This window comes from Pseudomonas sp. p50(2008), assembly GCF_015351605.1.
In the GTDB taxonomy this organism is placed as follows: domain Bacteria; phylum Pseudomonadota; class Gammaproteobacteria; order Pseudomonadales; family Pseudomonadaceae; genus Aquipseudomonas.
The window spans coordinates 665,787-687,098 of record NZ_JACMYF010000001.1; the positions used below are offsets into that span (position 1 = coordinate 665,787).

The 21,312-nt window shown below is 59.9% G+C and carries 16 protein-coding genes; 6 read left to right on the forward strand and 10 right to left on the reverse strand.

Annotation, left to right across the window (positions count from 1 at the left end):
• Positions 1 to 12: 12 nt before the first annotated feature.
• From rraA to ppsA, 3 genes are all read right to left on the reverse strand, one after another.
• Entirely contained in the window at positions 13 to 504 is a 492-nt protein-coding gene (gene rraA / locus H7698_RS02980) for a ribonuclease E activity regulator RraA (protein ID WP_194690527.1), read from the reverse strand.
• A gap of 121 nt (positions 505 to 625) precedes the next feature.
• Positions 626 to 1,615 carry an alpha/beta fold hydrolase gene (locus H7698_RS02985; protein ID WP_162438317.1) on the reverse strand — a complete coding sequence of 330 codons (990 nt, stop codon included), beginning with the start codon at positions 1,613 to 1,615 and terminating at the stop codon, positions 626 to 628.
• Positions 1,616 to 1,776: 161 nt separating this feature from the next.
• Positions 1,777 to 4,152: a phosphoenolpyruvate synthase gene (gene ppsA, locus H7698_RS02990; protein WP_194690528.1), complete on the reverse strand. Its 2,376-nt coding sequence runs from the start codon at positions 4,150 to 4,152 to the stop codon at positions 1,777 to 1,779.
• Positions 4,153 to 4,327: 175 nt separating this feature from the next.
• On the opposite strand from ppsA, the gene ppsR reads away from it, so the two are divergent.
• The gene (ppsR, locus tag H7698_RS02995) at positions 4,328 to 5,146 is read left to right on the forward strand and encodes a posphoenolpyruvate synthetase regulatory kinase/phosphorylase PpsR (protein WP_162438315.1); all 819 of its coding nucleotides are present in this window, start codon (positions 4,328 to 4,330) and stop codon (positions 5,144 to 5,146) included.
• Between the two features lie 67 nt (positions 5,147 to 5,213).
• On the opposite strand, the gene H7698_RS03000 is transcribed toward ppsR, so the two are convergent.
• Complete coding sequence (locus tag H7698_RS03000; RefSeq protein WP_194690529.1) at positions 5,214 to 6,623, reverse strand: aminotransferase-like domain-containing protein; 1,410 nt, start codon at positions 6,621 to 6,623, stop codon at positions 5,214 to 5,216.
• A 137-nt stretch (positions 6,624 to 6,760) separates the two neighbouring features.
• On the opposite strand from H7698_RS03000, the gene H7698_RS03005 reads away from it, so the two are divergent.
• A complete protein-coding gene (locus tag H7698_RS03005; RefSeq protein ID WP_194690777.1) occupies positions 6,761 to 7,648 on the forward strand; it encodes a DMT family transporter in 888 nt (295 codons plus the stop codon).
• Between the two features lie 51 nt (positions 7,649 to 7,699).
• On the opposite strand, the gene prpD is transcribed toward H7698_RS03005, so the two are convergent.
• The 6 genes from prpD to H7698_RS03035 form a co-directional block, all read right to left on the reverse strand.
• On the reverse strand, positions 7,700 to 9,184 hold the full coding sequence (prpD, locus tag H7698_RS03010) for a 2-methylcitrate dehydratase (RefSeq protein ID WP_194690530.1): 1,485 nt from the start codon (positions 9,182 to 9,184) through the stop codon (positions 7,700 to 7,702).
• A gap of 201 nt (positions 9,185 to 9,385) precedes the next feature.
• Positions 9,386 to 10,576, reverse strand: coding sequence for a 2-methylaconitate cis-trans isomerase PrpF (gene prpF, locus H7698_RS03015; protein ID WP_194690531.1), 1,191 nt, complete (start codon positions 10,574 to 10,576; stop codon positions 9,386 to 9,388).
• Between the two features lie 67 nt (positions 10,577 to 10,643).
• Positions 10,644 to 13,241, reverse strand: a complete 2,598-nt coding sequence (gene acnD / locus H7698_RS03020) for a Fe/S-dependent 2-methylisocitrate dehydratase AcnD (protein WP_162438311.1) — start codon at positions 13,239 to 13,241, stop codon at positions 10,644 to 10,646.
• Positions 13,242 to 13,426: 185 nt separating this feature from the next.
• Positions 13,427 to 14,554: a bifunctional 2-methylcitrate synthase/citrate synthase gene (gene prpC, locus H7698_RS03025; protein ID WP_162438310.1), complete on the reverse strand. Its 1,128-nt coding sequence runs from the start codon at positions 14,552 to 14,554 to the stop codon at positions 13,427 to 13,429.
• Between the two features lie 201 nt (positions 14,555 to 14,755).
• A complete protein-coding gene (gene prpB / locus H7698_RS03030) occupies positions 14,756 to 15,646 on the reverse strand; it encodes a methylisocitrate lyase (RefSeq protein ID WP_162438309.1) in 891 nt (296 codons plus the stop codon).
• On the reverse strand, positions 15,643 to 16,365 hold the full coding sequence (locus H7698_RS03035; RefSeq protein ID WP_162438308.1) for a GntR family transcriptional regulator: 723 nt from the start codon (positions 16,363 to 16,365) through the stop codon (positions 15,643 to 15,645). The genes prpB and H7698_RS03035 overlap by 4 nt, the downstream gene beginning before the upstream one ends.
• 301 nt (positions 16,366 to 16,666) lie before the next feature.
• Here H7698_RS03035 and rloA point away from each other — a divergent pair, with 301 nt between their 5' ends.
• From rloA to pabB, 4 genes are all read left to right on the forward strand, one after another.
• Entirely contained in the window at positions 16,667 to 17,203 is a 537-nt protein-coding gene (gene rloA, locus H7698_RS03040; protein ID WP_194690532.1) for a retropepsin-like aspartic peptidase RloA, read from the forward strand.
• Between the two features lie 5 nt (positions 17,204 to 17,208).
• Entirely contained in the window at positions 17,209 to 18,744 is a 1,536-nt protein-coding gene (gene rloB, locus H7698_RS03045) for an osmotic stress tolerance membrane protein RloB (protein ID WP_162438306.1), read from the forward strand.
• Positions 18,744 to 19,730: an alpha-L-glutamate ligase-like protein gene (locus H7698_RS03050; RefSeq protein WP_162438305.1), complete on the forward strand. Its 987-nt coding sequence runs from the start codon at positions 18,744 to 18,746 to the stop codon at positions 19,728 to 19,730. Before rloB ends, H7698_RS03050 begins: the two co-directional genes overlap by 1 nt.
• Positions 19,731 to 19,960: 230 nt before the next feature.
• Entirely contained in the window at positions 19,961 to 21,298 is a 1,338-nt protein-coding gene (gene pabB / locus H7698_RS03055) for an aminodeoxychorismate synthase component I (protein WP_194690533.1), read from the forward strand.
• The last annotated feature ends 14 nt before the right edge of the window (positions 21,299 to 21,312 follow it).

A 21,312-nucleotide genomic window follows, 5' to 3' on the forward strand; every position in this document is an offset into this window, starting at 1 on the left:
AACCAACGGTGCCTATTCAGGCATTTTCAGCGGGCTCGGCGAGATGATCACGCCGTTGTTGTCCGCATAGATGTAGTGGCCCGGATGGAAGGTGACGCCAGCGAACGTCACCGCAACGTTCAGGTCGCCGAGACCGCGTCGGTCGGACTTTCTCGGGTGGCTGGCGAGCGCCTGCACGCCCAGATCGGTCTGCGCGATGATGTCGACGTCGCGGATGCAGCCGTAGATCACCAGCCCTTCCCAACCGTTCTTGGCGGCTTTTTCAGCCAGCATGTCGCCCAGCAGCGCATGACGCAGTGAACCCCCACCGTCGACAACCAACACCTTGCCATCGCCTTTGAGTTCGACCTGTTCCTTCACCCGCGAGTTGTCTTCGAAGCACTTGACGGTAACGATCTCGCCGCCGAAGGAATCACGGCCTCCGAAATTGCTGAACATCGGTTCCAGCACCTGTACCAGCTCTGGATAGGCGTCGCACAAGTCAGGCGTGATGTAATGGTTCATCGAGAAACTCCTGTAAAGAGGAAGACAATCGAGGATGTCGCAAAGTGACCGGAACAGCTTGATGCGTCATATCTTAGCCGCAAGCCGATCAGAGCGAAATGCCCTTGTTAGAGCATTGGCGTCAGCTTGCCGTGGCCAGATCCGGGTTCTGACCCGTTAAAGGTGCCTGCTGATCCGCCAGCCATCGCGCCACCAGCGGCCAGACCTCGGCCTGGGCCGCTTTGCTGACCAGCATCTCGACATGACCGAAATTGTCGCCGAAGCCTTGTTCACGGCCCAGGTTGATAAATTGCTTGTTCTCGGAGCCGATCTGATCGAACAGCTTGCGGCAAGCCCACGTCGGGTCCTGATGATCGCCCGCGGCACTGACGGTCAGCACCGGCACGTGAACGTCGGCCAGCCCTGCCCACCAGTCCTTGTCCGCGTCGCCAAAACGCCCGAACAGGCCGTACCAGCGCATGCTTTCCAGGGCCAGACCGATGGGCTCGTCTTCCGGACCGCGCTTGAGGCGAGAACCGGACAGTTGGGCAAAACGCTTGAGAATGAAGCGTCCGCTCCACTCCACTGGCGGAATTTTCAGCGGCCAGTAGGTGCGGCTGACCTGAGTACCAAAAAACGCTGCAGAAGCCACGACAGACTCGTCAATGTACTGCCCACCCAGCGCCGCCGCGAGGGTGATGCCGCCCAGCGAATGGCCGATCCAGTGCGGCGCCTGACCACTCTGCTCGTGCACGAACGCGCCGATGGCAGGCAGATCGTAACGGGCGTAGTCGGCAACACGGTTCTTGCGATAGTTCTGGTTGCGCTGAGACAGGCCGTGACCGCGCATCTCCGGAATCCATACGTCGAAACCGAGGCGTGTCAGATACGCACCCAGACCCAGCCCTTTCGGGGAAAACCAGAACCGACGATTGGAAAAGCTGCCATGGAGCAAAATGACCGGCACGCCGCGCACGGACGACTCGTCCGCCATGCCGAGCCGCGTCACCGCCAGCTCGACGGTGCCGTCAGGGCTGTTGGCGGGTTTCAAACGATAGACGTCTTCGCTCAGATCACCGCGCCGCTCGGCGCTGATCAGGGCGACAGGAAATAGGTTGCTGCTGCTTTGCATAATGCTCTTGCACAAAAAAGGGCGGCATCCAGAGGAGCCCGCCCTACTTGAAACTCAAAAACGGCTACCCCCCGTAGGAGCACAGCTTGCTGGCGATGGCGATTTTGATGACGCCATCGCGGGCAATCCTTGCTCCTACAGTGAGCGGCCCGTTCACACTATCAACCCTGCGCTTGACCTTCAGCCAGGAAGAACCAGGTTTCCAGTACGGAATCAGGGTTCAGCGAAACACTTTCAATGCCCTGCTCCATCAGCCATTTGGCGAGGTCCGGATGGTCCGAAGGACCCTGACCGCAAATGCCGATGTACTTGCCAGCCTTGTTGCACGCGGCAATGGCGTTGGCCAGCAGCTTCTTGACCGCCGGATTACGCTCATCGAACAGGTGCGCGATGATGCCGGAGTCACGGTCCAGGCCCAAGGTCAGTTGGGTCAGGTCGTTGGAGCCAATGGAGAAACCGTCGAAGAACTCGAGGAATTCTTCAGCCAGGATGGCGTTGGACGGCAGTTCGCACATCATGATGATGCGCAGGCCGTTTTCGCCACGCTTCAGACCGTTTTCCGCCAACAGATCGATGACCTGGCTCGCTTCGCCCAGAGTGCGGACGAACGGCACCATGATTTCGACGTTGGTCAGGCCCATCTCGTTGCGCACGCGCTTGAGGGCGCGGCATTCGAGTTCGAAGCAGTCACGGAACGATTCGCTGATGTAACGCGAAGCGCCACGGAAGCCCAGCATCGGGTTTTCTTCTTCCGGCTCGTAGAGCTTGCCGCCGATCAGGTTCGCGTATTCGTTGGACTTGAAGTCCGACAGACGCACGATGACTTTTTTCGGTGTGAACGCAGCAGCCAGGGTGCTGATGCCTTCAACCAGCTTCTCGACGTAGAAACCGACTGGATCGTCGTAGCCGGCAATGCGCTTGTCGACGCTGTCCTTGATGTCCTGCGGCAGCCCGGCGTAGTTCAGCAGCGCCTTGGGGTGCACGCCGATCATGCGGTTGATGATGAACTCCAGACGGGCCAGGCCCACACCTGCGTTCGGCAGTTGCGCGAAGTCGAAGGCGCGGTCCGGGTTGCCGACGTTCATCATGATCTTGAACGGCAGATCAGGCATGGCATCGACGGAGTTTTTCTTGATGTCGAAGCCCAGCTCGCCTTCGAAGATGTAGCCGGTATCGCCTTCAGCGCAGGAAACGGTGACGCCCTGGCCATCTTTCAACAGCTGGGTGGCGTTGCCGCAACCGACCACGGCCGGGATGCCCAGCTCGCGAGCGATGATCGCCGCGTGGCAGGTACGGCCGCCACGGTTGGTGACGATGGCGCTGGCGCGCTTCATGACCGGTTCCCAGTCCGGGTCGGTCATGTCGGAAACCAGTACGTCGCCTGGCTGGACCTTGTCCATCTCGGACACGTCCTTGATGATGCGGACCTTACCGGCGCCGATGCGCTGGCCGATGGCGCGACCTTCAACCAGCACGGTGCCGGTTTCTTTCAACAGGTAACGTTCCATGACGTTGGCCTGGGTGCGGCTCTTCACGGTTTCAGGACGGGCCTGAACGATGTAGAGCTTGCCGTCGTCGCCGTCTTTGGCCCACTCGATGTCCATCGGGCACTGGTAGTGCTTCTCGATGATCATCGCTTGCTTGGCCAGTTCGCTGACTTCGGCGTCGCTCAGGCAGAACCGTGCGCGATCAGCCTTGTCGACGTCGATGGTCTTGACCGATTTGCCGGCCGTGGCGACTTCGCCGTAGATCATCTTGATGGCCTTGCTGCCCAGGTTGCGACGCAGGATGGCCGGGCGACCGGCTGCCAGCGTGCCTTTGTGGACATAGAACTCATCCGGGTTCACCGCGCCTTGAACAACGGTCTCACCCAGGCCGTAAGCGCCGGTGATGAACACCACGTCACGGAAGCCCGACTCGGTGTCGAGGGTGAACATCACGCCAGCGGTGCCGGTTTCGGAACGAACCATGCGCTGCACACCGGCCGACAGGGCCACCAGCTTGTGATCGAAGCCCTGGTGCACACGGTAGGAAATGGCGCGATCGTTGAACAGCGACGCGAACACTTCTTTGGCAGCGCGAATGACGTTTTCGACGCCACGGATGTTCAGGAAGGTTTCCTGCTGACCGGCAAAGGAGGCGTCCGGCAAGTCTTCGGCGGTAGCGGAAGAACGCACGGCCACGGCCATGTCAGGGTTGCCGGCCGACAGCGTGGCGAACGCGGTGCGAATCTCGGCGTTGAGCTTCTCGGGGAACTCGGCTTCCATGATCCATTGACGGATCTGGGCGCCGGTCTTGGCGAGGGCGTTGACATCGTCGACGTCCAGGGCGTCGAGGGCGGCATGGATCTGATCGTTAAGGCCGCTCAGTTCCAGAAAATCACGATAAGCCTGAGCTGTCGTGGCAAAGCCACCGGGCACCGATACACCGGCACCTGCAAGGTTACTGATCATCTCGCCCAGGGATGCGTTCTTGCCCCCCACGTGCTCAACGTCGTCTTTGCCGAGCTTGTCGAGGGAAACTACGTACTCTACCAAGGTGATCTCTCCACTAACTGTGTTGGAAAAGCTCAGAAGCCGGCTGCTCAAAAGGAGCGTTTGCCAGCTGTATGGCCTGGACCTGGAAAATAAGTGAGAATGCGGGCCACTGGCGGCCAGCAAATCGCGCCTATCATATCCAAGATTCGTCACTAGCTTAAGGCCCAAGGTGCAAATGAAACGATCTGCTTTCTTTATTTCCGACGGCACCGGCATCACAGCCGAAACCCTCGGCCAAAGCCTTCTGGCGCAGTTCGAAAACATTACCTTCAGCAAATTCACGCGACCGTACATCGACAACGTGGATAAAGCGCGGGCCATGGTACAACAAATCAACAAAGCCGCCGAAACCGACGGCTTCCGGCCCATCATTTTCGACACCATCGTCAATCAGGACATCCGTGAGATCCTCGCAACCTCCAATGGTTTCATGATCGACATTTTCTCGACGTTCCTGGCGCCGCTCGAGCAGGAACTGACCGAGCATTCTTCCTATACCGTCGGCAAATCCCATTCGATCGGCACCAATTCCAATTACATGGAGCGCATCGAGGCGGTGAACTTTGCCCTGGACAACGACGACGGTGCACGCACGCACTACTACGACAAGGCCGACCTGATTCTGGTCGGCGTGTCGCGTTGCGGAAAGACACCGACCTGCCTGTACATGGCCATGCAATTTGGCATTCGCGCGGCCAACTATCCGCTGACCGAAGACGACATGGAACGCCTGCAACTTCCGGCGGCCCTGCGCGCCCACCAGCACAAGCTGTTCGGCCTGACCATCGACCCCGACCGCCTCACCGCGATTCGCAATGAGCGCAAGCCCAACAGCCGTTACTCGAGCTACGCCCAGTGCGAATTCGAAGTGCGCGAAGTGGAAAACCTGTTCCGCCGCGAGAACATTCCGCACATCAACTCCACGCATTTTTCGGTGGAGGAGATCTCGGCGAAAATTCTGGTGGAGAAAGGCGTGGAGCGGCGCTTCAAATAATTCTGTTTTGCCTGCCAGGCCGCCATCGTCGGAACGCCGCCCCGGGCGGCGTTCCGAAGATGAACGATCACACAGTCTCGTTGAGTGCCGCTGCCAACGCCTGAAATCCACCGACCAGCAACCGATCATCCCCTGCCGAATTACACACACTCGCCCGAATACATTGCGGCACCGCCGCATGCCCCACCGCAAACGCCTCCGCTGTCGCCACCAGATAGTTTTTTTCCTTGAGCTCAGCGGCGATTTGCGAGGCCCGCCAAGGCTCGGGCACCTCGATCCAGAAGTGCGGACTGTGGGCATGGGACGTATAGACCAGCCCCTCCAGCGCGCCACTGACCAGCTCTTTGCGCCGGGAAATTTCCGCAATCTGCTGACCCAACAGCTGCTCGGCGGTCCCGTTTTCTATCCATCGGCTCGCCACCTCCATTGCCAATGGATTCGCCATCCAGCTTGTCCCACGAACCGCCGCGTGCAAACGCCCGATCAACGGTTGTGGCGCATGTAAAAAACCGATCCGTAAACCCGCCGAAACCGCTTTGCTCAGGCTGCCGATCAACACCGAGCGCTCCGGGGCGAAATCACTTAGCGGCAACGGGCGTTGTCGTGCCAAAACGGCGTGAGCCTCATCTTCGAAAATCAACAAATTGTACTGCCGACATACTTCGGCAATCGCCGCCCTTCGTGGGACGGACATCACTGCAGCGGTTGGATTCTGGAGGGTCGGCGTGCAATACAACGCAGACACCCGATGCTGACGGCAAATGTCCTCCAGCGCCGAGGGCAGCAATCCTTCGCCGTCCATCTCGGCGCCAATCAGCTTGATCCCCAGTTGGCGAGCGACGCCAATCAATCCTGGGTAAGTCAGATGCTCAGTCACCAGGGTGTCGCCAGCCTTGAGCAAGCCCATCAGCGCGCATAACAGGCCGTGCTGGCCGCCGTTGACGCACACGACTTGTTCGGCGCTCGGGACAAATGCCTGATGACTCAGCCACCGCGCACCGGCCTCCCGATGCCTCAGTAGACCACTCTCAGCGGTATACCCGGTCAACTGCTGCAAGGTGCGTGGATCATTGGCCAGCGCTTGCAGGCTTTGGCTCAGGAAGCCAGCGTCCTGCCCCGGGATTGGTTGGTTCCGACTCATATCGAGGAAGACTTGCGGTTCATCGCTGACATTACGAAACCCGCTGTCTCTCGGCCGTTCCATCCCACGTTGACGGACGTAAGTGCCGTCTCCTACACGAGCGACGACCAATCCCACTCGCTCCAATTCGCCATAGGCTCGGCTGATCGTGCCGATGGTGACACCCAGGCTATCGGCCAGCAGCCGATGGGGCGGCAGCTTGCTACCCGCATCGATCAACCCTTCTTCGATTCCTTTCTGAACAGCGTCGGCCAGGCGTTTGTATTTCACGCCCACCCCATTGGCGAGGCCGTCGCGCAGGATTGACACCATGGCAATACTTACTTTGACAGTCATTGCAACCCCGAATAGCGTGCTTGAAACAGGTTCAATCAGGGATAGACCTATTCCGCCATCAGGTCAATTCCAGCTTTCAGGGGAGCTACATCATGTCCATTGCCATACCTGCCACTTCAAGCACTGCGAAACAACGGATGGCCGCATGGGTGACCAGTGCGCTGTTCCTGATTGTTTGCCTGAGCTGGGGCACAACCTGGTTGGGGATCAAGATTGCGGTCGAAAGTGTGCCGCCACTGACGGCTGCGGGCCTGCGCTTCCTGATTGCCTTTCCGTTGTTCTTGAGTTTTGCGCTGATGCGTCGTGAGCCGCTGCTGTTTCCGAAGAAAAGTCGCTGGTTTTTCGTGTTCGTCACGCTGTCGTATTTCAGCCTGCCCTACTACTTGCTGAACTACGGCGAGATGCACGTTTCGTCCGGACTGACAGCGCTGCTGTTCAGTTGCATGCCCGTGTTCATCCTGATTTTTTCCGCACTGTTTCTGCGGGAGAAAATCTATCCGTCACAAGTGTTGGGGATCGCCATCGGCTTTGGCAGCCTGTTCATGATCATTCGCGGCCAGGGCCTGCATCTGGATCACGCGGAGCTGTTGGGTGTGCTGGCGATTCTAGGCGCGGCGGTGATGCATGCGCTGTGCTACGTGGTGACCAAAAAACACGGCAGCGCCATCAGCGTGATCACCTACAACACATTGCCCATCGGTATTGCCGGGCTGATGCTATTTGTGGCCGGCCTGCAATTTGAATCCCCCGTATTTTCCGACATAAGCCTGCGCTCATGGAGCGCCCTGCTCTACCTGGGACTGGTGGCGTCGGTGGGTGGATTCATTGTTTATTTCCTGCTGCTCAAACGGCTGAGCCCGATCATTTTGTCGTTTGTTTTCATCATTTTCCCGGTGTTCGCCGTGATCATCGGCGCCTGGTATGAAGGGCACAGTATTTCGCGGGAATTGATCCTGTATTCGGCGATCCTGCTGGCGGGATTCGCCATCACCAAAATGCCTGTGGAAAAGTGGCTAAAGAGCTGAAAATCGCCCCCGGTGGGAGCAAGCTTTGCTCCCACCGGGGAGGGGTTGGCGTCAGATCACGAACAAGTCCACGAAGCGGTTGACGGGGGTTTTCTCCAGCGCAGCCTGATCCTTGCACAAGGCAAAGATCTCGGCACTGCGCTGAGCAGTAAACCGCGTCGCCAGGTTGGCCTTGAACTTGTCTTCCAGCAGCGGGATACCATCGGCGCGTCGACGGCGGTGGCCAATCGGGTATTCCACCAACACATTTTCGGTGCTCGAGCCGTCCTTGAAAAACACCTGGATCGCATTGGCGATGGAGCGTTTGTCGGGTTCCAGGTACTCGCGGGTGTACTGCGGATTTTCGACGATGACCATCTTGTCGCGCAGCACATCGATGATCGGGTGCGCCGCGTGGAAATCATCTTCGTAGTGTTCGGCCACCAGATTGCCGAACGCCAACGGCACCGCGGTCATGTACTGAATGCAATGGTCGCGGTCAGCCGCGTTGGCCAGCGGGCCGACCTTGGAAATGATGCGAATCGCCGACTCATGGGTGGTGATGACGATCCTGTCGATTTCATGCAGGCGATTTCGCACGTGCGGATGCAAGGTCACGGCCGCTTCACAGGCCGTCTGCGCGTGGAACTCTGCGGGAAAACTGATCTTGAACAGCACGTTTTCCATGACGTAGCTGCCATACGGACGCGAGAAACTGAAGGCACGTTTGTCTTGCGGTTTAAGCGCCAGATCATTGTTGGTGTGGCTGAACAGCACGTCGTAAAAGCCCCACTGCCGGGCGGTCAGGACACCGGGAATCCCCATCTCGCCGCGCATGGCGATATCGGCCAGGCGCACACCCCGACTGGTGGCATCGCCGGCTGCCCAGGATTTTCGTGAACCGGCGTTCGGCGCGTGCCGATAAGTGCGCAGGGCCTGGCCATCGGCGAACGCGTGGGACAACGCCGACAACAGGTGCTCGCGATTTGCGCCCATAAGCTTGGCGGTGACCGCGGTCGACGCCACTTTCACCAGAATGACGTGATCGAGACCCACGCGATTGAAGGAATTTTCCAGTGCGATAACGCCCTGAATTTCGTGAGCCATGATCATGGCTTCGAGCACGGCACGGACGGTGAGCGGTGCGTCGCCATTGGCCAGGCGCTTTTGCGAGAGGTGATCGGCGACCGCGAGAATGCCACCAAGGTTATCAGACGGATGGCCCCATTCGGCAGCGAGCCAGGTGTCGTTGTAATCGAGCCAGCGCACGATACAGCCGATGTCCCATGCGGCTTTCACCGGGTCGAGGCGGTAGCTGGTGCCGGGCACCCGAGCGCCAAAAGGCACGACGGTGCCTTCGACGATGGGGCCCAGGTGTTTGGTGCATTCGGGGAAACGCAGGGCAAGAAGGCCGCAACCGAGGGTGTCGATCAGGCAATTGCGGGCAGTGTCCAGTGCTTCTCTGGACTCGATCTTGAAGTTCAGGACGTAATCGGCAATGTCCTGCAGGACAGTGTCGTAGTCGGGGCGGTTGTTCTGGTCGACGTTGGCGCTCATGTTCGATTCACTCGTGAAGTGGTTCGTTGATGGGACCTCGGTTCAGGGGCAGTTCCGGTTGTTTACCCATTTCTTGTTTTGAAGTGCATTCAACTGTAGGAGCGAGCCTGCTCGCGATGGCGTCAACACATCGAACATCGATGTCGGCTGACACTCCGCAATCGCGAGCAGGCTCGCTCCTACATTGGCTTGGTGTGGGGTTTAGAAAGAATCACCTGGCACACGGACGTAACCTTCCATCAGCACCCGCGCACTGCGGCTCATGATGGCTTTTTTCACGGTCCATTCGCCGTTGACCTGACTGGCTTCGGCGCCGACGCGCAAGGTGCCCGACGGATGACCGAAACGCACGGCATTGCGCTCGGTGCCGCCCGCTGCAAGGTTCACCAACGTGCCGGAAATCGCAGCGGCCGTGCCGATGGCGACTGCTGCAGTTCCCATCATTGCATGGTGCAACTTACCCATCGACAACGCGCGCACCAGCAGGTCCACATCACCGGCCTTGATCACTTTGCCACTGGAAGAAACATATTCGGCGGGTTTGGCAACGAACGCGACTTTCGGGGTGTGCTGACGCTTGGCCGCTTCGTCCAGGTCCTTGATCAGCCCCATGCGCAACGCGCCATAGGCCCGAATGGTCTCGAACATCGCCAGGGCTTTCGGGTCACCGTTGATGGCGCCCTGCAATTCGGTGCCGGTGTAACCGATGTCTTCGGCATTGACGAAAATCGTCGGAATGCCCGCGTTGATCAGGGTCGCCTTGAAGGTCCCGACACCGGGTACTTCCAGGTCATCCACGAGGTTGCCGGTCGGGAACATCGAACCGCCACCACCCTCTTCTTCCGCCGCCGGGTCCATGAATTCGACCTGCACTTCGGCGGCCGGAAAGGTCACGCCGTCGAGCTCGAAATCGCCGGTTTCCTGCACCTCACCGTTGGTGATCGGCACATGGGCGATGATGGTCTTGCCGATGTTGGCCTGCCACACGCGAACCACGGCAACGCCGTTGTGCGGGATTCGGCTGGCGTCCACCAAACCGTTGCTGATGGCGAACGAACCGACTGCCGCCGACAGGTTGCCGCAGTTGCCGCTCCAGTCCACGAAAGGTTTGTCGATGGACACCTGACCAAACAGATAGTCGACGTCGTGGTCGGCCTTCATGCTTTTCGACAGGATCACGGTTTTGCTGGTGCTGGACGTTGCGCCACCCATGCCGTCGATTTGCTTGTCGTACGGGTCCGGGCTGCCAATCACGCGCAATAACAATGCGTCGCGGGCCGGGCCCGGAAACTGTGCCGCTTCCGGCAAGTCTTGCAGGCTGAAGAACACGCCTTTACTGGTGCCGCCACGCATGTAGGTGGCAGGTATCTTGATCTGCTGTGCGTGAGCCATGGTGCTCGTTACTCCTGACCTTGAAAGAAGACACGGGACTCAAGGTCCCGTGTCTGTGCTGCGTGTGTCAGACGGCGACCGCCGACTCTTCGAGGAAGTCCTGGGCGAAGCGTTGCAACACGCCGCCCGCTTCATAGATCGAGACTTCTTCGGCGGTGTCGAGGCGGCACATCACCGGCACTTCGACGCGTTCGCCGTTCTTGCGATTGATCACCAGCGTCAGTTCGGCGCGCGGCGTGCGTTCGCCGATCACGTCGTAGGTTTCGCTGCCATCGATGGCCAGGGTGTGACGGTTGGTGCCCGGCTTGAACTCCAGCGGCAACACGCCCATGCCCACCAGGTTGGTACGGTGAATGCGCTCGAAGCCTTCGGCGGCAATCGCTTCCACACCCGCCAGACGCACGCCTTTGGCGGCCCAGTCGCGGGACGAGCCCTGACCGTAGTCAGCGCCGGCAATAATGATCAGCGGCTGCTTGCGGTCCATGTAGGTTTCAATGGCTTCCCACATCCGCATGACCTGGCCTTCCGGCTCGACGCGAGCGAGCGAGCCCTGCTTGACCTTGCCGTTTTCCACGACCATTTCGTTGAACAGTTTCGGGTTGGCGAAGGTCGCGCGCTGCGCGGTCAGGTGGTCACCCCGGTGAGTCGCGTAAGAGTTGAAGTCCTCTTCCGGCAAGCCCATTTTCGCCAGGTATTCACCGGCGGCGCTGTCGAGCATGATCGCGTTCGACGGCGACAGGTGATCGGTGGTGATGTTGTCCGGCAGTACCGCCAACGGACGCATGCCCTTGAGCGGACGTGCACCGGCCAATGCGCCTTCCCAGTACGGCGGACGACGGATGTAGGTGCTCATCTCGCGCCAGTCGTACAGCGGCGTCACTTTCGGGCCGGTGTCTTCGTGGATGGCGAACATCGGGATGTAGACCTGGCGGAACTGCTCCGGCTTGACCGATGCCTTGACCACCGCATCGATCTCTTCGTCGCTCGGCCAGATGTCTTTCAGACGGATTTCCCGACCTTCGGCATCCAGACCCAGCACGTCTTTTTCGATATCGAAACGGATGGTCCCGGCGATGGCGTAAGCCACCACCAACGGTGGCGAAGCGAGGAACGCATTCTTGGCGTACGGGTGAATCCGGCCATCGAAGTTGCGGTTACCAGACAGTACGGCGGTGGCGTACAGATCGCGGTCGATAATCTCTTGCTGAATCACCGGATCCAGTGCGCCGGACATGCCGTTGCAGGTGGTGCACGCGAACGCCACCACGCCGAATCCGAGCTGCTCGAGTTCGTCGGTCAGGCCGGCTTCATCAAGGTACAGCGCGACGGTTTTCGAACCCGGCGCCAGGGACGACTTCACCCATGGCTTACGGGTCAGGCCGAGCTTGTTGGCGTTGCGCGCCAGCAGGCCAGCGGCGATCACGTTGCGCGGGTTACTGGTGTTGGTGCAGCTGGTGATGGCGGCGATGATCACCGCGCCATCCGGCATCTGGCCCGGCACGTCATCCCACTGTCCGGAGATGCCTTGAGCCGCGAGATCGGACGTCGCGACGCGGGCATGCGGGTTGCTCGGGCCTGCCATGTTGCGCACCACCGAGGACAGGTTGAAGGTCAACCCGCGCTCGTATTGCGCACCTTTCAGGCTGTCAGCCCACAGACCTGTGGTCTTGGCATAGTGCTCTACAAGCTGCACCTGCTCGTCTTCACGGCCAGTGAGTTTGAGGTAGTCGATGGTCTGCTGGTCGATGTAGAACATCGCGGCAGTGGCGCCGTATTCCGGGGCCATGTTGGAGATGGTTGCGCGGTCGCCCAAGGTCAGCGCGGAAGCGCCTTCACCGAAGAATTCCAGCCATGCACCGACCACTTTTTGCTTACGCAGGAACTCGGTCAGTGCCAGCACCATGTCGGTGGCGGTGATGCCCGGTTGCAGCTTGCCGGTCAGCTCAACGCCGACGCTTTCTGGCAGACGCATCCACGATGCACGACCGAGCATCACGCTCTCGGCTTCCAGACCACCGACACCGATGGCGATCACGCCCAGCGCATCAACGTGCGGGGTGTGGCTGTCGGTGCCGACGCAAGTATCAGGGAACGCTACGCCGTCACGCACCTGGATCACCGGAGACATTTTCTCCAGGTTGATCTGGTGCATGATGCCGTTGCCCGGCGGGATCACGTCGACGTTCTTGAACGCCTTCTTGGTCCAGTTGATGAAGTGGAAACGGTCTTCGTTGCGACGGTCTTCGATGGCGCGGTTTTTCTCGAACGCCTCTGGATCGAAGCCACCGCGCTCAACGGCCAGGGAGTGGTCGACGATCAGTTGAGTTGGCACTACCGGGTTCACTTGCGCCGGATCACCGCCTTGCAAGGCGATGGCATCACGCAGGCCGGCGAGGTCGACCAGAGCGGTCTGGCCGAGGATGTCGTGGCACACCACGCGAGCAGGAAACCAGGGGAAATCGAGGTCGCGCTTGCGCTCGATGAATTGCTTGAGGGATTCGGTGAGCGTGGCCGGGTCACAGCGACGCACCAGGTTTTCCGCCAGCACGCGGGAGGTATACGGCAGGGTGTCGTAGGCGCCAGGTTGAATGGCTTCGACAGCCGCACGGACGTCGAAGTAATCCAGATGGCTGCCAGGCAGTGGTTTGCGGAATTCAGTGTTCATCGTCAGGACTCGGTCACGGTAGTTTCAAAAGGTGGGGCCTGGTATTTGAAGTGAGGACGGTCCCCTGTAGGAGCCGAGCTTGCTCGCGATAGCGGTGTATCAGTCGACATCAATGTTGAATGTCAGTCTGTCATCGCGAGCAAGCTCGGCTCCTACAGGTTCCCGGTTCAGCCGGCCCTCACCATTCAGCGTTGTTCGATTGGCACGAACTTGCGCTGTTCGACGCCGGTGTATTCGGCGCTCGGGCGGATGATGCGGTTGTTGGCGCGTTGTTCGTACACGTGCGCTGCCCAGCCGGTCAGGCGCGAGCAAACGAAAATCGGTGTGAACAACTTGGTCGGAATGCCCATGAAGTGGTACGCCGAGGCATGGTAGAAGTCGGCGTTCGGGAACAGTTTTTTCTGCTCCCACATGGTCTTGTCGATGGCTTCGGAAACCGGGAACAACACGGTGTCGCCCACTTCGTCAGCGAGTTTTTTCGACCAGCCCTTGATCACCTCGTTGCGCGGATCGTTGTCTTTGTAGATCGCGTGACCGAAGCCCATGATCTTGTCCTTGCGCTCGAGCATGCCGAGGGTGCCTTTGACGGCGTCTTCCGGCGAGCTGAAGCGTTCGATCATTTCCATCGCAGCTTCGTTGGCGCCGCCGTGCAGTGGACCACGCAGGGAGCCGATGGCAGCGGTGATGCAGGAATACAGATCGGACAAGGTCGACGCGCAAACACGTGCGGTGAAGGTCGAAGCGTTGAACTCGTGCTCTGCGTACAGGATCAGCGAAACGTTCATCACCTTGACGTGCAACTCGCTCGGCTTCTTGCCGTGCAGCAGGTGCAGGAAGTGACCGCCAATGGACTGCTCGTCACTCACGCAATCGATGCGCTTGCCTTCGTGGCTGAAGCGATACCAGTAGGTCATGATCGCCGGGAACGCGGCCAGCAGACGGTCGGTCTTGTCGTGTTGCTCGGAGAAGTCTTTCTCAGGCTCCAGGTTGCCGAGGAACGAGCAACCCGTGCGCATCACGTCCATCGGGTGGGCGTCAGCGGGGATGCGCTCCAGCACTTCTTTCAGTGCTTGCGGCAGGTCGCGCAGTTTGCTCAGCTTGGCGATGTATTCGTTCAGTTGCGCCTTGGTCGGCAGCTCGCCGTAGAGCAGCAGGTAAGCGACTTCTTCAAACTGCGCGTCTGCCGCCAGTTCGCGAACGTCGTAACCGCGATAGGTCAGACCTGCACCCGACTGGCCCACGGTGGACAGTGCGGTTTGCCCGGCAACCTGGCCACGGAGCCCGGCGCCACTGAGTACTTTTGCTTCGGCCATTTCTGCCTCCAATCTTGAATTTATTAGGGAATCGGCACGTTTTTATTCATCAGGTTCACAGTGCATCTCTGTAGCAGCTGGCGAAGCCTGCGTCCGGCTGCATTCGTAAAACCTGCAAGCGCGTTTGCCCGGTTTGGCGAGTCCTTCGGCCTCGGACGCAGCCTCGCAGGTTCGGCAGCTGCTACAAAAGTGCGGTGTTGATTACTTCTTCGCAGCAAACAACGCATCGAGCTTCTGCTCGAAGGTGTGGTAGTCGATGCGATCGTAAAGCTCCATGCGAGTCTGCATGGTGTCGATGACGTTCTGTTGCGTGCCGTCGCGGCGAATCGCGGTGTAGACGTTTTCCGCGGCCTTGTTCATCGCGCGGAAGGCCGACAGCGGGTACAGCACCAGGGACACATCGGCGCCAGCCAGTTGTTCGGTGGTGTACAGCGGCGTTGCGCCGAACTCGGTGATGTTGGCCAGGATCGGCGCTTTCACGCGGTTGGCGAACAGCTTGTACATGTCCAGTTCAGTGATGGCTTCCGGGAAAATCATGTCGGCGCCCGCCTCGATGCACGCCGCAGCGCGATCCAGTGCCGATTCCAGGCCTTCCACCGCCAGGGCGTCGGTGCGCGCCATGATCACGAAGCTGTCATCGGTGCGCGCATCGACGGCCGCTTTGATGCGGTCGACCATTTCCTGCAGGGACACGATTTCTTTATTTGGACGATGGCCACAGCGCTTGGCGCCGACCTGGTCTTCGATGTGGATCGCTGCGGCGCCGAACTTGATCATCGACTTCACGGTGCGCGCCACGTTGAACGCTGAGGAACCGAAACCGGTGTCCACGTCCACCAGCAGCGGCAGATCGCAAACGTCGGTGATACGGCGCACGTCGGTCAGCACATCATCCAGGCCCGTAATGCCCAGGTCAGGCACGCCCAGGGAGCCGGCAGCTACCCCGCCACCCGACAGGTAAATCGCCTTGAAACCGGCGCGCTTGGCCAGCAATGCGTGGTTGGCGTTGATCGCGCCAACGACTTGCAGCGGATGCTCGCTGGCGACCGCATCGCGGAAACGCTGGCCTGGAGTGCTCTTGTTGGAACTCATGACTCACCTCGTTCTGTGGCTGTCGGGTTAGCGCCGTCCTGGTAGTGACGGGCGATATTGCGTTTGGAGGCGCCGATGTGACGGCGCATCAACAACTCGGCCAGTTCACCGTCACGGTCGGCGATGGCATCGAGAATTCGGTGGTGTTCGGCGAACGCCTGCCGCGGACGGTTGGGCGTGGTGGAGAACTGGATGCGGTACATGCGCACCAACTGATAGAGCTCGCCGCACAGCATCTGGGTCAGGGTGCGGTTACCGCTGCCCTGAATGATTCGGTAGTGAAAGTCGAAATCGCCTTCCTGCTGGTAATAGCCGACACCGGCCTGAAACGCTGCGTCGCGTTCGTGGGTTTCCAGCACCCGGCGCAGTTCGTCGATTTCTTCGACGCTCATGCGCTCGGCGGCCAGCCGGCACGCCATGCCTTCCAGGGATTCGCGGATTTCGTAGAGCTCCACCAGCTCGGCGTGGTTGAGCGACACCACCCTCGCCCCGACATGCGGTATGCGCACGAGCAGGCGCTGGCCTTCCAGGCGGTGGATGGCCTCGCGCAGCGGGCCGCGGCTGATGCCGTAGGTGCGCGCCAGCTCTGGCTCGGAGATTTTGCTACCGGGGGCAATTTCGCCCTTGACGATGGCCGCCTGAATGCGTCGGAAGACGTTCTCGGAGAGCGTCTCCGAATCGTCTTGAGCCATGACCGGGGGATCGAGTTGATCCAGCATATTGTCGACACCTTGAAAGCGGATGCCGCAAAAACTAGCGAAAACAGGACTAACAGTCAAAGGAAAAATACAGATTGTCGACAATCGTCTAATAAACGCCTCTAGCATGCCAAACCGGCACAAGGAAGGTTATAGCCCCCTGCCAGCGGTGGCGCCATAAAACCACCGTGCTAGAATGCCGCCCGCATTTGTTTGTGACATCTGCACTGCCTGTCATCATTGGCTGACAGGCATACGAGGGAGCTTGCGCAGCGATGCCAGGGCCTTGAATCGAAACACGGACCGCTGCGCACCAGGATTTATGAGACTCAAGCCCTTCCCGACATTCCTTTATCTTCTTTGCCTGCCCGGTTTCGCTGTGGCAGGGGAAAAGACTGTGTACGGCCTTAATGAATACGCGTCTCTGGATGGTATCAACCTGGAAGTCGCCGCCAAACTCGACACCGGCGCGAAAACCGCCTCATTAAGTGCCCGCGACATCAAGCGCTTCAAACGCAATGGCGAGTCCTGGGTGCGCTTTTACCTGGCCATCGATGCCGCGCATTCGCACCCGATCGAGCGACCGCTGGCACGCGTCAGCAAGATCAAGCGGCGCGCCGGCGACTACGACCCCGAAGAGGGCAAGAAGTACACCGCTCGTCCGGTGATCGAGCTGGATATCTGCATGGGCTCGGCTTTACGCAGCATCGAAGTGAACCTAACCGACCGCAGCGCCTTCCAATACCCGCTCTTGATCGGCTCCGAAGCCTTGAAGCGCTTCGATGCGCTGGTCGATCCCAGTCTTAAATACGCTGCTGGCAAACCCGCCTGCGCCACCGACGCACATACCGCAGAGTAATTCCAATGCGCTCTCTTACCCTCCATCTGAAAATGCTGATCGCCATCCTGGTGGTGCTGGGCATTTCAGTTACGGCCTATCAGATTTTCGTACTCGGCATTCCCGTGACCGAAGACGCCACCGACGACTTGTGGAACATCGACGCCAAGGTCGAGTTCGTCGCCAGTGCCAAAGACCCGGTCAAGATCCAGATGTTCGTGCCGCCGCTGAGCCGCGATTACGTCAGCCTCAACGAGAGCTTTATCTCCAATAACTACGGCGTGGCCGTGAACCGTGTCGACGGTAACCGCAAGGTCACCTGGTCGGCACGCCGGGCCAAGGGCAACCAGACGCTGTATTACCGCCTGGTGCTGACCAAGCGTTACACCGGTGAGAAAGCCAAGATCAAAGGCCCGACGTTCCGCGACAGCATCGTGGTGGAAGGTCCGGAAAAAATCGCCGCCGAGGCCCTGCTCGCGCCGATTCGCCAGCACTCGGCTGACGTCGAAACCTTCATCGGCGAAGCGATCAAGCGGGTCAACAACGTTAATGACGACAACGTGAAACTGCTGCTGGGCGGCGATCCGTCCACCGTGCACAAGGCGCGCATCGTCGAATTGCTGCTGTCCATCGCCCATGTGCCGATAGAAAAAGTCCATACCATTCGCCTGGTGGCTGACCAACCGCAAACCCCTGAGCTGTGGCTGCGCAGCTTCAACGGCACCGATTGGCTTTACTTCAACCCGGAAACCGGCGAACAGGGCCTGCCGACTGACCGCCTGCTGTGGTGGACCGGTGACGAAAACCTGATCACCGTCGATGGCGGCAAAAAAGCCAACGTGACGTTCAGCCTGAACAACAGTGAAATGAACGCCATTCGCCTGGCCAAGCTGACGGACGAAAACACCGACGCCAACTTCCTCGAGTACTCGCTGTACGGCCTGCCGCTGCAGACCCAGCAAACGTTCATGATCATGGTGATGATCCCGATCGGTGTGCTGGTGATCCTGATCCTGCGCAACCTGATCGGCCTGCAGACCCTGGGTACCTTTACCCCGGTGCTGATTGCCCTCGCCTTCCGGGAGACGCAGCTCGGCTTCGGGATCGTGCTGTTCACCATCATCACGGCGCTGGGGCTGTCGCTGCGTTCCTACCTTGAACACCTGAAGCTGCAGATGTTGCCGAGGCTGTCCGTGGTCCTGACGTTCGTGGTGGTGCTGATCGCGGCGATCAGCCTGTTCAGCCACAAGCTCGGACTCGAACGCGGGCTGTCGGTGGCGTTGTTCCCGATGGTGATCCTGACCATGACCATTGAGCGCCTGTCGATCACCTGGGAAGAACGTGGCGGCGGTCATGCCATGAAAGTGGCGATCGGCACGCTGTTCGCCGCTTCCCTGGCGCACCTGATCATGAGCGTGCCGGAACTGGTGTACTTCGTGTTCACCTTCCCGGCGATCCTGCTGATTCTGGTGGGCTTCATGCTGGCGATGGGTCGCTATCGCGGCTACCGCCTGACTGAACTGGTTCGTTTCAAGGCGTTCCTGAAGAAGGCTGACGCCTGATGTTCGGTTTCTGGAAGACCTGGAAAGCCCTGGAAGCCCGGGGCATCATGGGGATCAATCGGCGCAACGCGGACTATGTACTCAAGTACAACAAGCGCAGCCTGTACCCGATTGTCGATGACAAGATCATCACCAAGGAACGCGCCACCGCTGCCGGCATCCATGTGCCGGAACTGTATGGCGTGATTTCGACCGAGAAAGAAATCGACAAGCTCGACGAAATCATCGGCGGACGCAGCGACTTCGTGATCAAACCGGCCCAAGGCGCGGGCGGAGACGGCATCATTGTGATTGCCGACCGCTTCGAGGGCCGCTATCGCACGGTGTCCGGCAAGATCATCAGTCATGAGGAAATCGAGCACCATGTCTCCAGCATCCTCACCGGCCTGTACTCCCTGGGTGGCCACCGTGACCGTGCGCTGATCGAATACCGGGTGATCCCGGACCAGATCTTCAAGAGCATCAGCTACGAAGGCGTGCCGGATATCCGCATCATCGTGCTGATGGGCTATCCGGTCATGGCCATGCTGCGCCTGCCCACGCGCCAGTCCGGCGGCAAGGCCAACCTGCACCAGGGCGCCATCGGCGTGGGTGTCGACCTCGCCACCGGCCTGACCTTGCGCGGTACCTGGCTGAACAACATCATCACCAAACACCCAGACACCACCAACGCAGTGGACGGCGTGCAACTGCCCTACTGGGACGGTTTCATGAAGCTCGCGGCCGGTTGCTATGAGCTGTGCGGGCTGGGTTACATCGGTGTGGACATGGTACTCGACCAGGAAAAGGGTCCGCTGATTCTTGAGCTGAATGCCCGGCCTGGGTTGAACATTCAGATTGCCAACGATTGCGGCCTGACGCTGCGCACCCATGCGGTCGAGGCGCGGCTGGAGGACCTGAAGGCCCGCGGTGTGACCGAGACGGTTGAAGAGCGGGTTGCGTTCGTCCAGGAGATGTTTGGGCATATTCCTGGCGTCGAGGGCTGAACCGAAAGCTGTGTGGCGAGGGGATTTAGCGAAACGTCGCACCGCCCCGTTGGCCAGCGTAGCAGGCCCTTTTTTTTTGGGGCCGCTTCGCAGCCCAACGGGGATAAATCCCCTCGCCACAGGTGTCGTTAGCCGCTCCTGAGGTGTCTTTTCCCGACATCCCCTCTAGGAGCAACTCCCCGAGAGGACTACAATCGCCACCCCGCCTCGCTGGCTGATCTGCCCCTCCCATGTTGACCTGTTCCGTACACCCGCTGCCCTATTGCGCCAACCCCGCCGAGTACTTCGCGGTGATTCGTCACGCCCCCGGTGCCGTGCTGCTCGACAGTGGCCGGCCCATCGCTGATCGCGGTCGCTATGACCTGCTCAGCGCCTGGCCGCTGGAAGAATTGGCGGTGCTGCCTGACGAAAGCGGCAGCGATTTCCTGCAACGCCTGCGCGACCAGCTGGCACAACTCGGTGAAGCGACTGTCCCTCTGGACCTGCCCTTCGCCGGGGGCCTGATCGGTTACCTCAGTTACGACTTCGGCCGGCACCTGGAAAACCTTCCAAGCCAGGCACAGGACGACCTGAACCTGCCCGACGCGCGTTTTGGTGTGTACGCATGGGCGCTGATCAGTGACCACGATTGCGCGACCAGTCAGCTGGTGTTTCACCCGAAACTGGACGATACCGAGCGCCAACGGCTGATCACACTGTTCAGCCAGCCTGCGGCTCATGCCGTCGAGCCATTCAAGCTAAACGGCCCGATGAGCGCCGACCTGAGTGCTGATGAATATCGCCAGGCGCTGGCGCGCATCCAGCACTACATCCAGGCCGGTGACTGCTACCAGGTCAACTTCGCCCAGCGGTTCCGGGCACAGTGCTCAGGTGATCCATGGGCGGCGTACTGCGCGTTACGCGCGGCCTGTCCGACGCCTTTTTCCGGGTTCCAGAGCCTGCCCGACGGCGGTGCGGTCCTCAGTCTGTCCCCAGAACGCTTCGTTAAAGTCAGTGAACGCCAGGTTGAAACCCGCCCGATCAAAGGCACCCGACCACGGGGCCTGACTGCCGCTGAAGACGCGGCGAATGCCGCCGAGCTACTGGCCAGCCCCAAGGACCGGGCAGAGAACCTGATGATCGTCGACCTGCTACGCAACGACCTCGGACGGACCTGTCGCATCGGTTCGGTGCGGGTGCCGGAGTTGTTCAGCCTGGAAAGCTACCCGAACGTGCACCACCTGGTGAGCAGCGTCACCGGTGATCTGGCGGACGATCGGGATGCGCTGGACTTGATTGCCGGCAGCTTTCCCGGCGGCTCGATCACCGGCGCGCCGAAAATTCGCGCGATGCAGATCATCGACGAGCTGGAGCCCACCCGGCGCGGGTTGTACTGCGGTTCTTTGTTGTACCTGGACGTGTGTGGCGAGATGGACAGCTCCATCGCGATTCGCAGTTTGTTGGTCAAGGATGGACAGGTATGTTGCTGGGGCGGTGGCGGGATCGTCGCGGATTCGCAGTGGGAAGCGGAGTATCAGGAGTCGATTACCAAGGTGAAGGTACTGCTCGACACCCTGCAAAACCTCTAGCTTTCCTGATCATT

Excerpts from the sequence above, each read along its gene's own strand:
- rraA (WP_194690527.1), bottom strand. The coding sequence starts at position 504 with ATGAACCATTACATCACGCCTGACTTGTGCGACGCCTATCCAGAGCTG.
- H7698_RS02985 (WP_162438317.1), bottom strand. The coding sequence starts at position 1,615 with ATGCAAAGCAGCAGCAACCTATTTCCTGTCGCCCTGATCAGCGCCGAG.
- ppsR (WP_162438315.1), top strand. The coding sequence starts at position 4,328 with ATGAAACGATCTGCTTTCTTTATTTCCGACGGCACCGGCATCACAGCC.
- H7698_RS03000 (WP_194690529.1), bottom strand. The coding sequence starts at position 6,623 with ATGACTGTCAAAGTAAGTATTGCCATGGTGTCAATCCTGCGCGACGGC.
- H7698_RS03005 (WP_194690777.1), top strand. The coding sequence starts at position 6,761 with ATGGCCGCATGGGTGACCAGTGCGCTGTTCCTGATTGTTTGCCTGAGC.
- prpD (WP_194690530.1), bottom strand. The coding sequence starts at position 9,184 with ATGAGCGCCAACGTCGACCAGAACAACCGCCCCGACTACGACACTGTC.
- prpF (WP_194690531.1), bottom strand. The coding sequence starts at position 10,576 with ATGGCTCACGCACAGCAGATCAAGATACCTGCCACCTACATGCGTGGC.
- acnD (WP_162438311.1), bottom strand. The coding sequence starts at position 13,241 with ATGAACACTGAATTCCGCAAACCACTGCCTGGCAGCCATCTGGATTAC.
- prpC (WP_162438310.1), bottom strand. The coding sequence starts at position 14,554 with ATGGCCGAAGCAAAAGTACTCAGTGGCGCCGGGCTCCGTGGCCAGGTT.
- prpB (WP_162438309.1), bottom strand. The coding sequence starts at position 15,646 with ATGAGTTCCAACAAGAGCACTCCAGGCCAGCGTTTCCGCGATGCGGTC.
- H7698_RS03035 (WP_162438308.1), bottom strand. The coding sequence starts at position 16,365 with ATGCTGGATCAACTCGATCCCCCGGTCATGGCTCAAGACGATTCGGAG.
- rloA (WP_194690532.1), top strand. The coding sequence starts at position 16,667 with ATGAGACTCAAGCCCTTCCCGACATTCCTTTATCTTCTTTGCCTGCCC.
- rloB (WP_162438306.1), top strand. The coding sequence starts at position 17,209 with ATGCGCTCTCTTACCCTCCATCTGAAAATGCTGATCGCCATCCTGGTG.
- H7698_RS03050 (WP_162438305.1), top strand. The coding sequence starts at position 18,744 with ATGTTCGGTTTCTGGAAGACCTGGAAAGCCCTGGAAGCCCGGGGCATC.
- pabB (WP_194690533.1), top strand. The coding sequence starts at position 19,961 with ATGTTGACCTGTTCCGTACACCCGCTGCCCTATTGCGCCAACCCCGCC.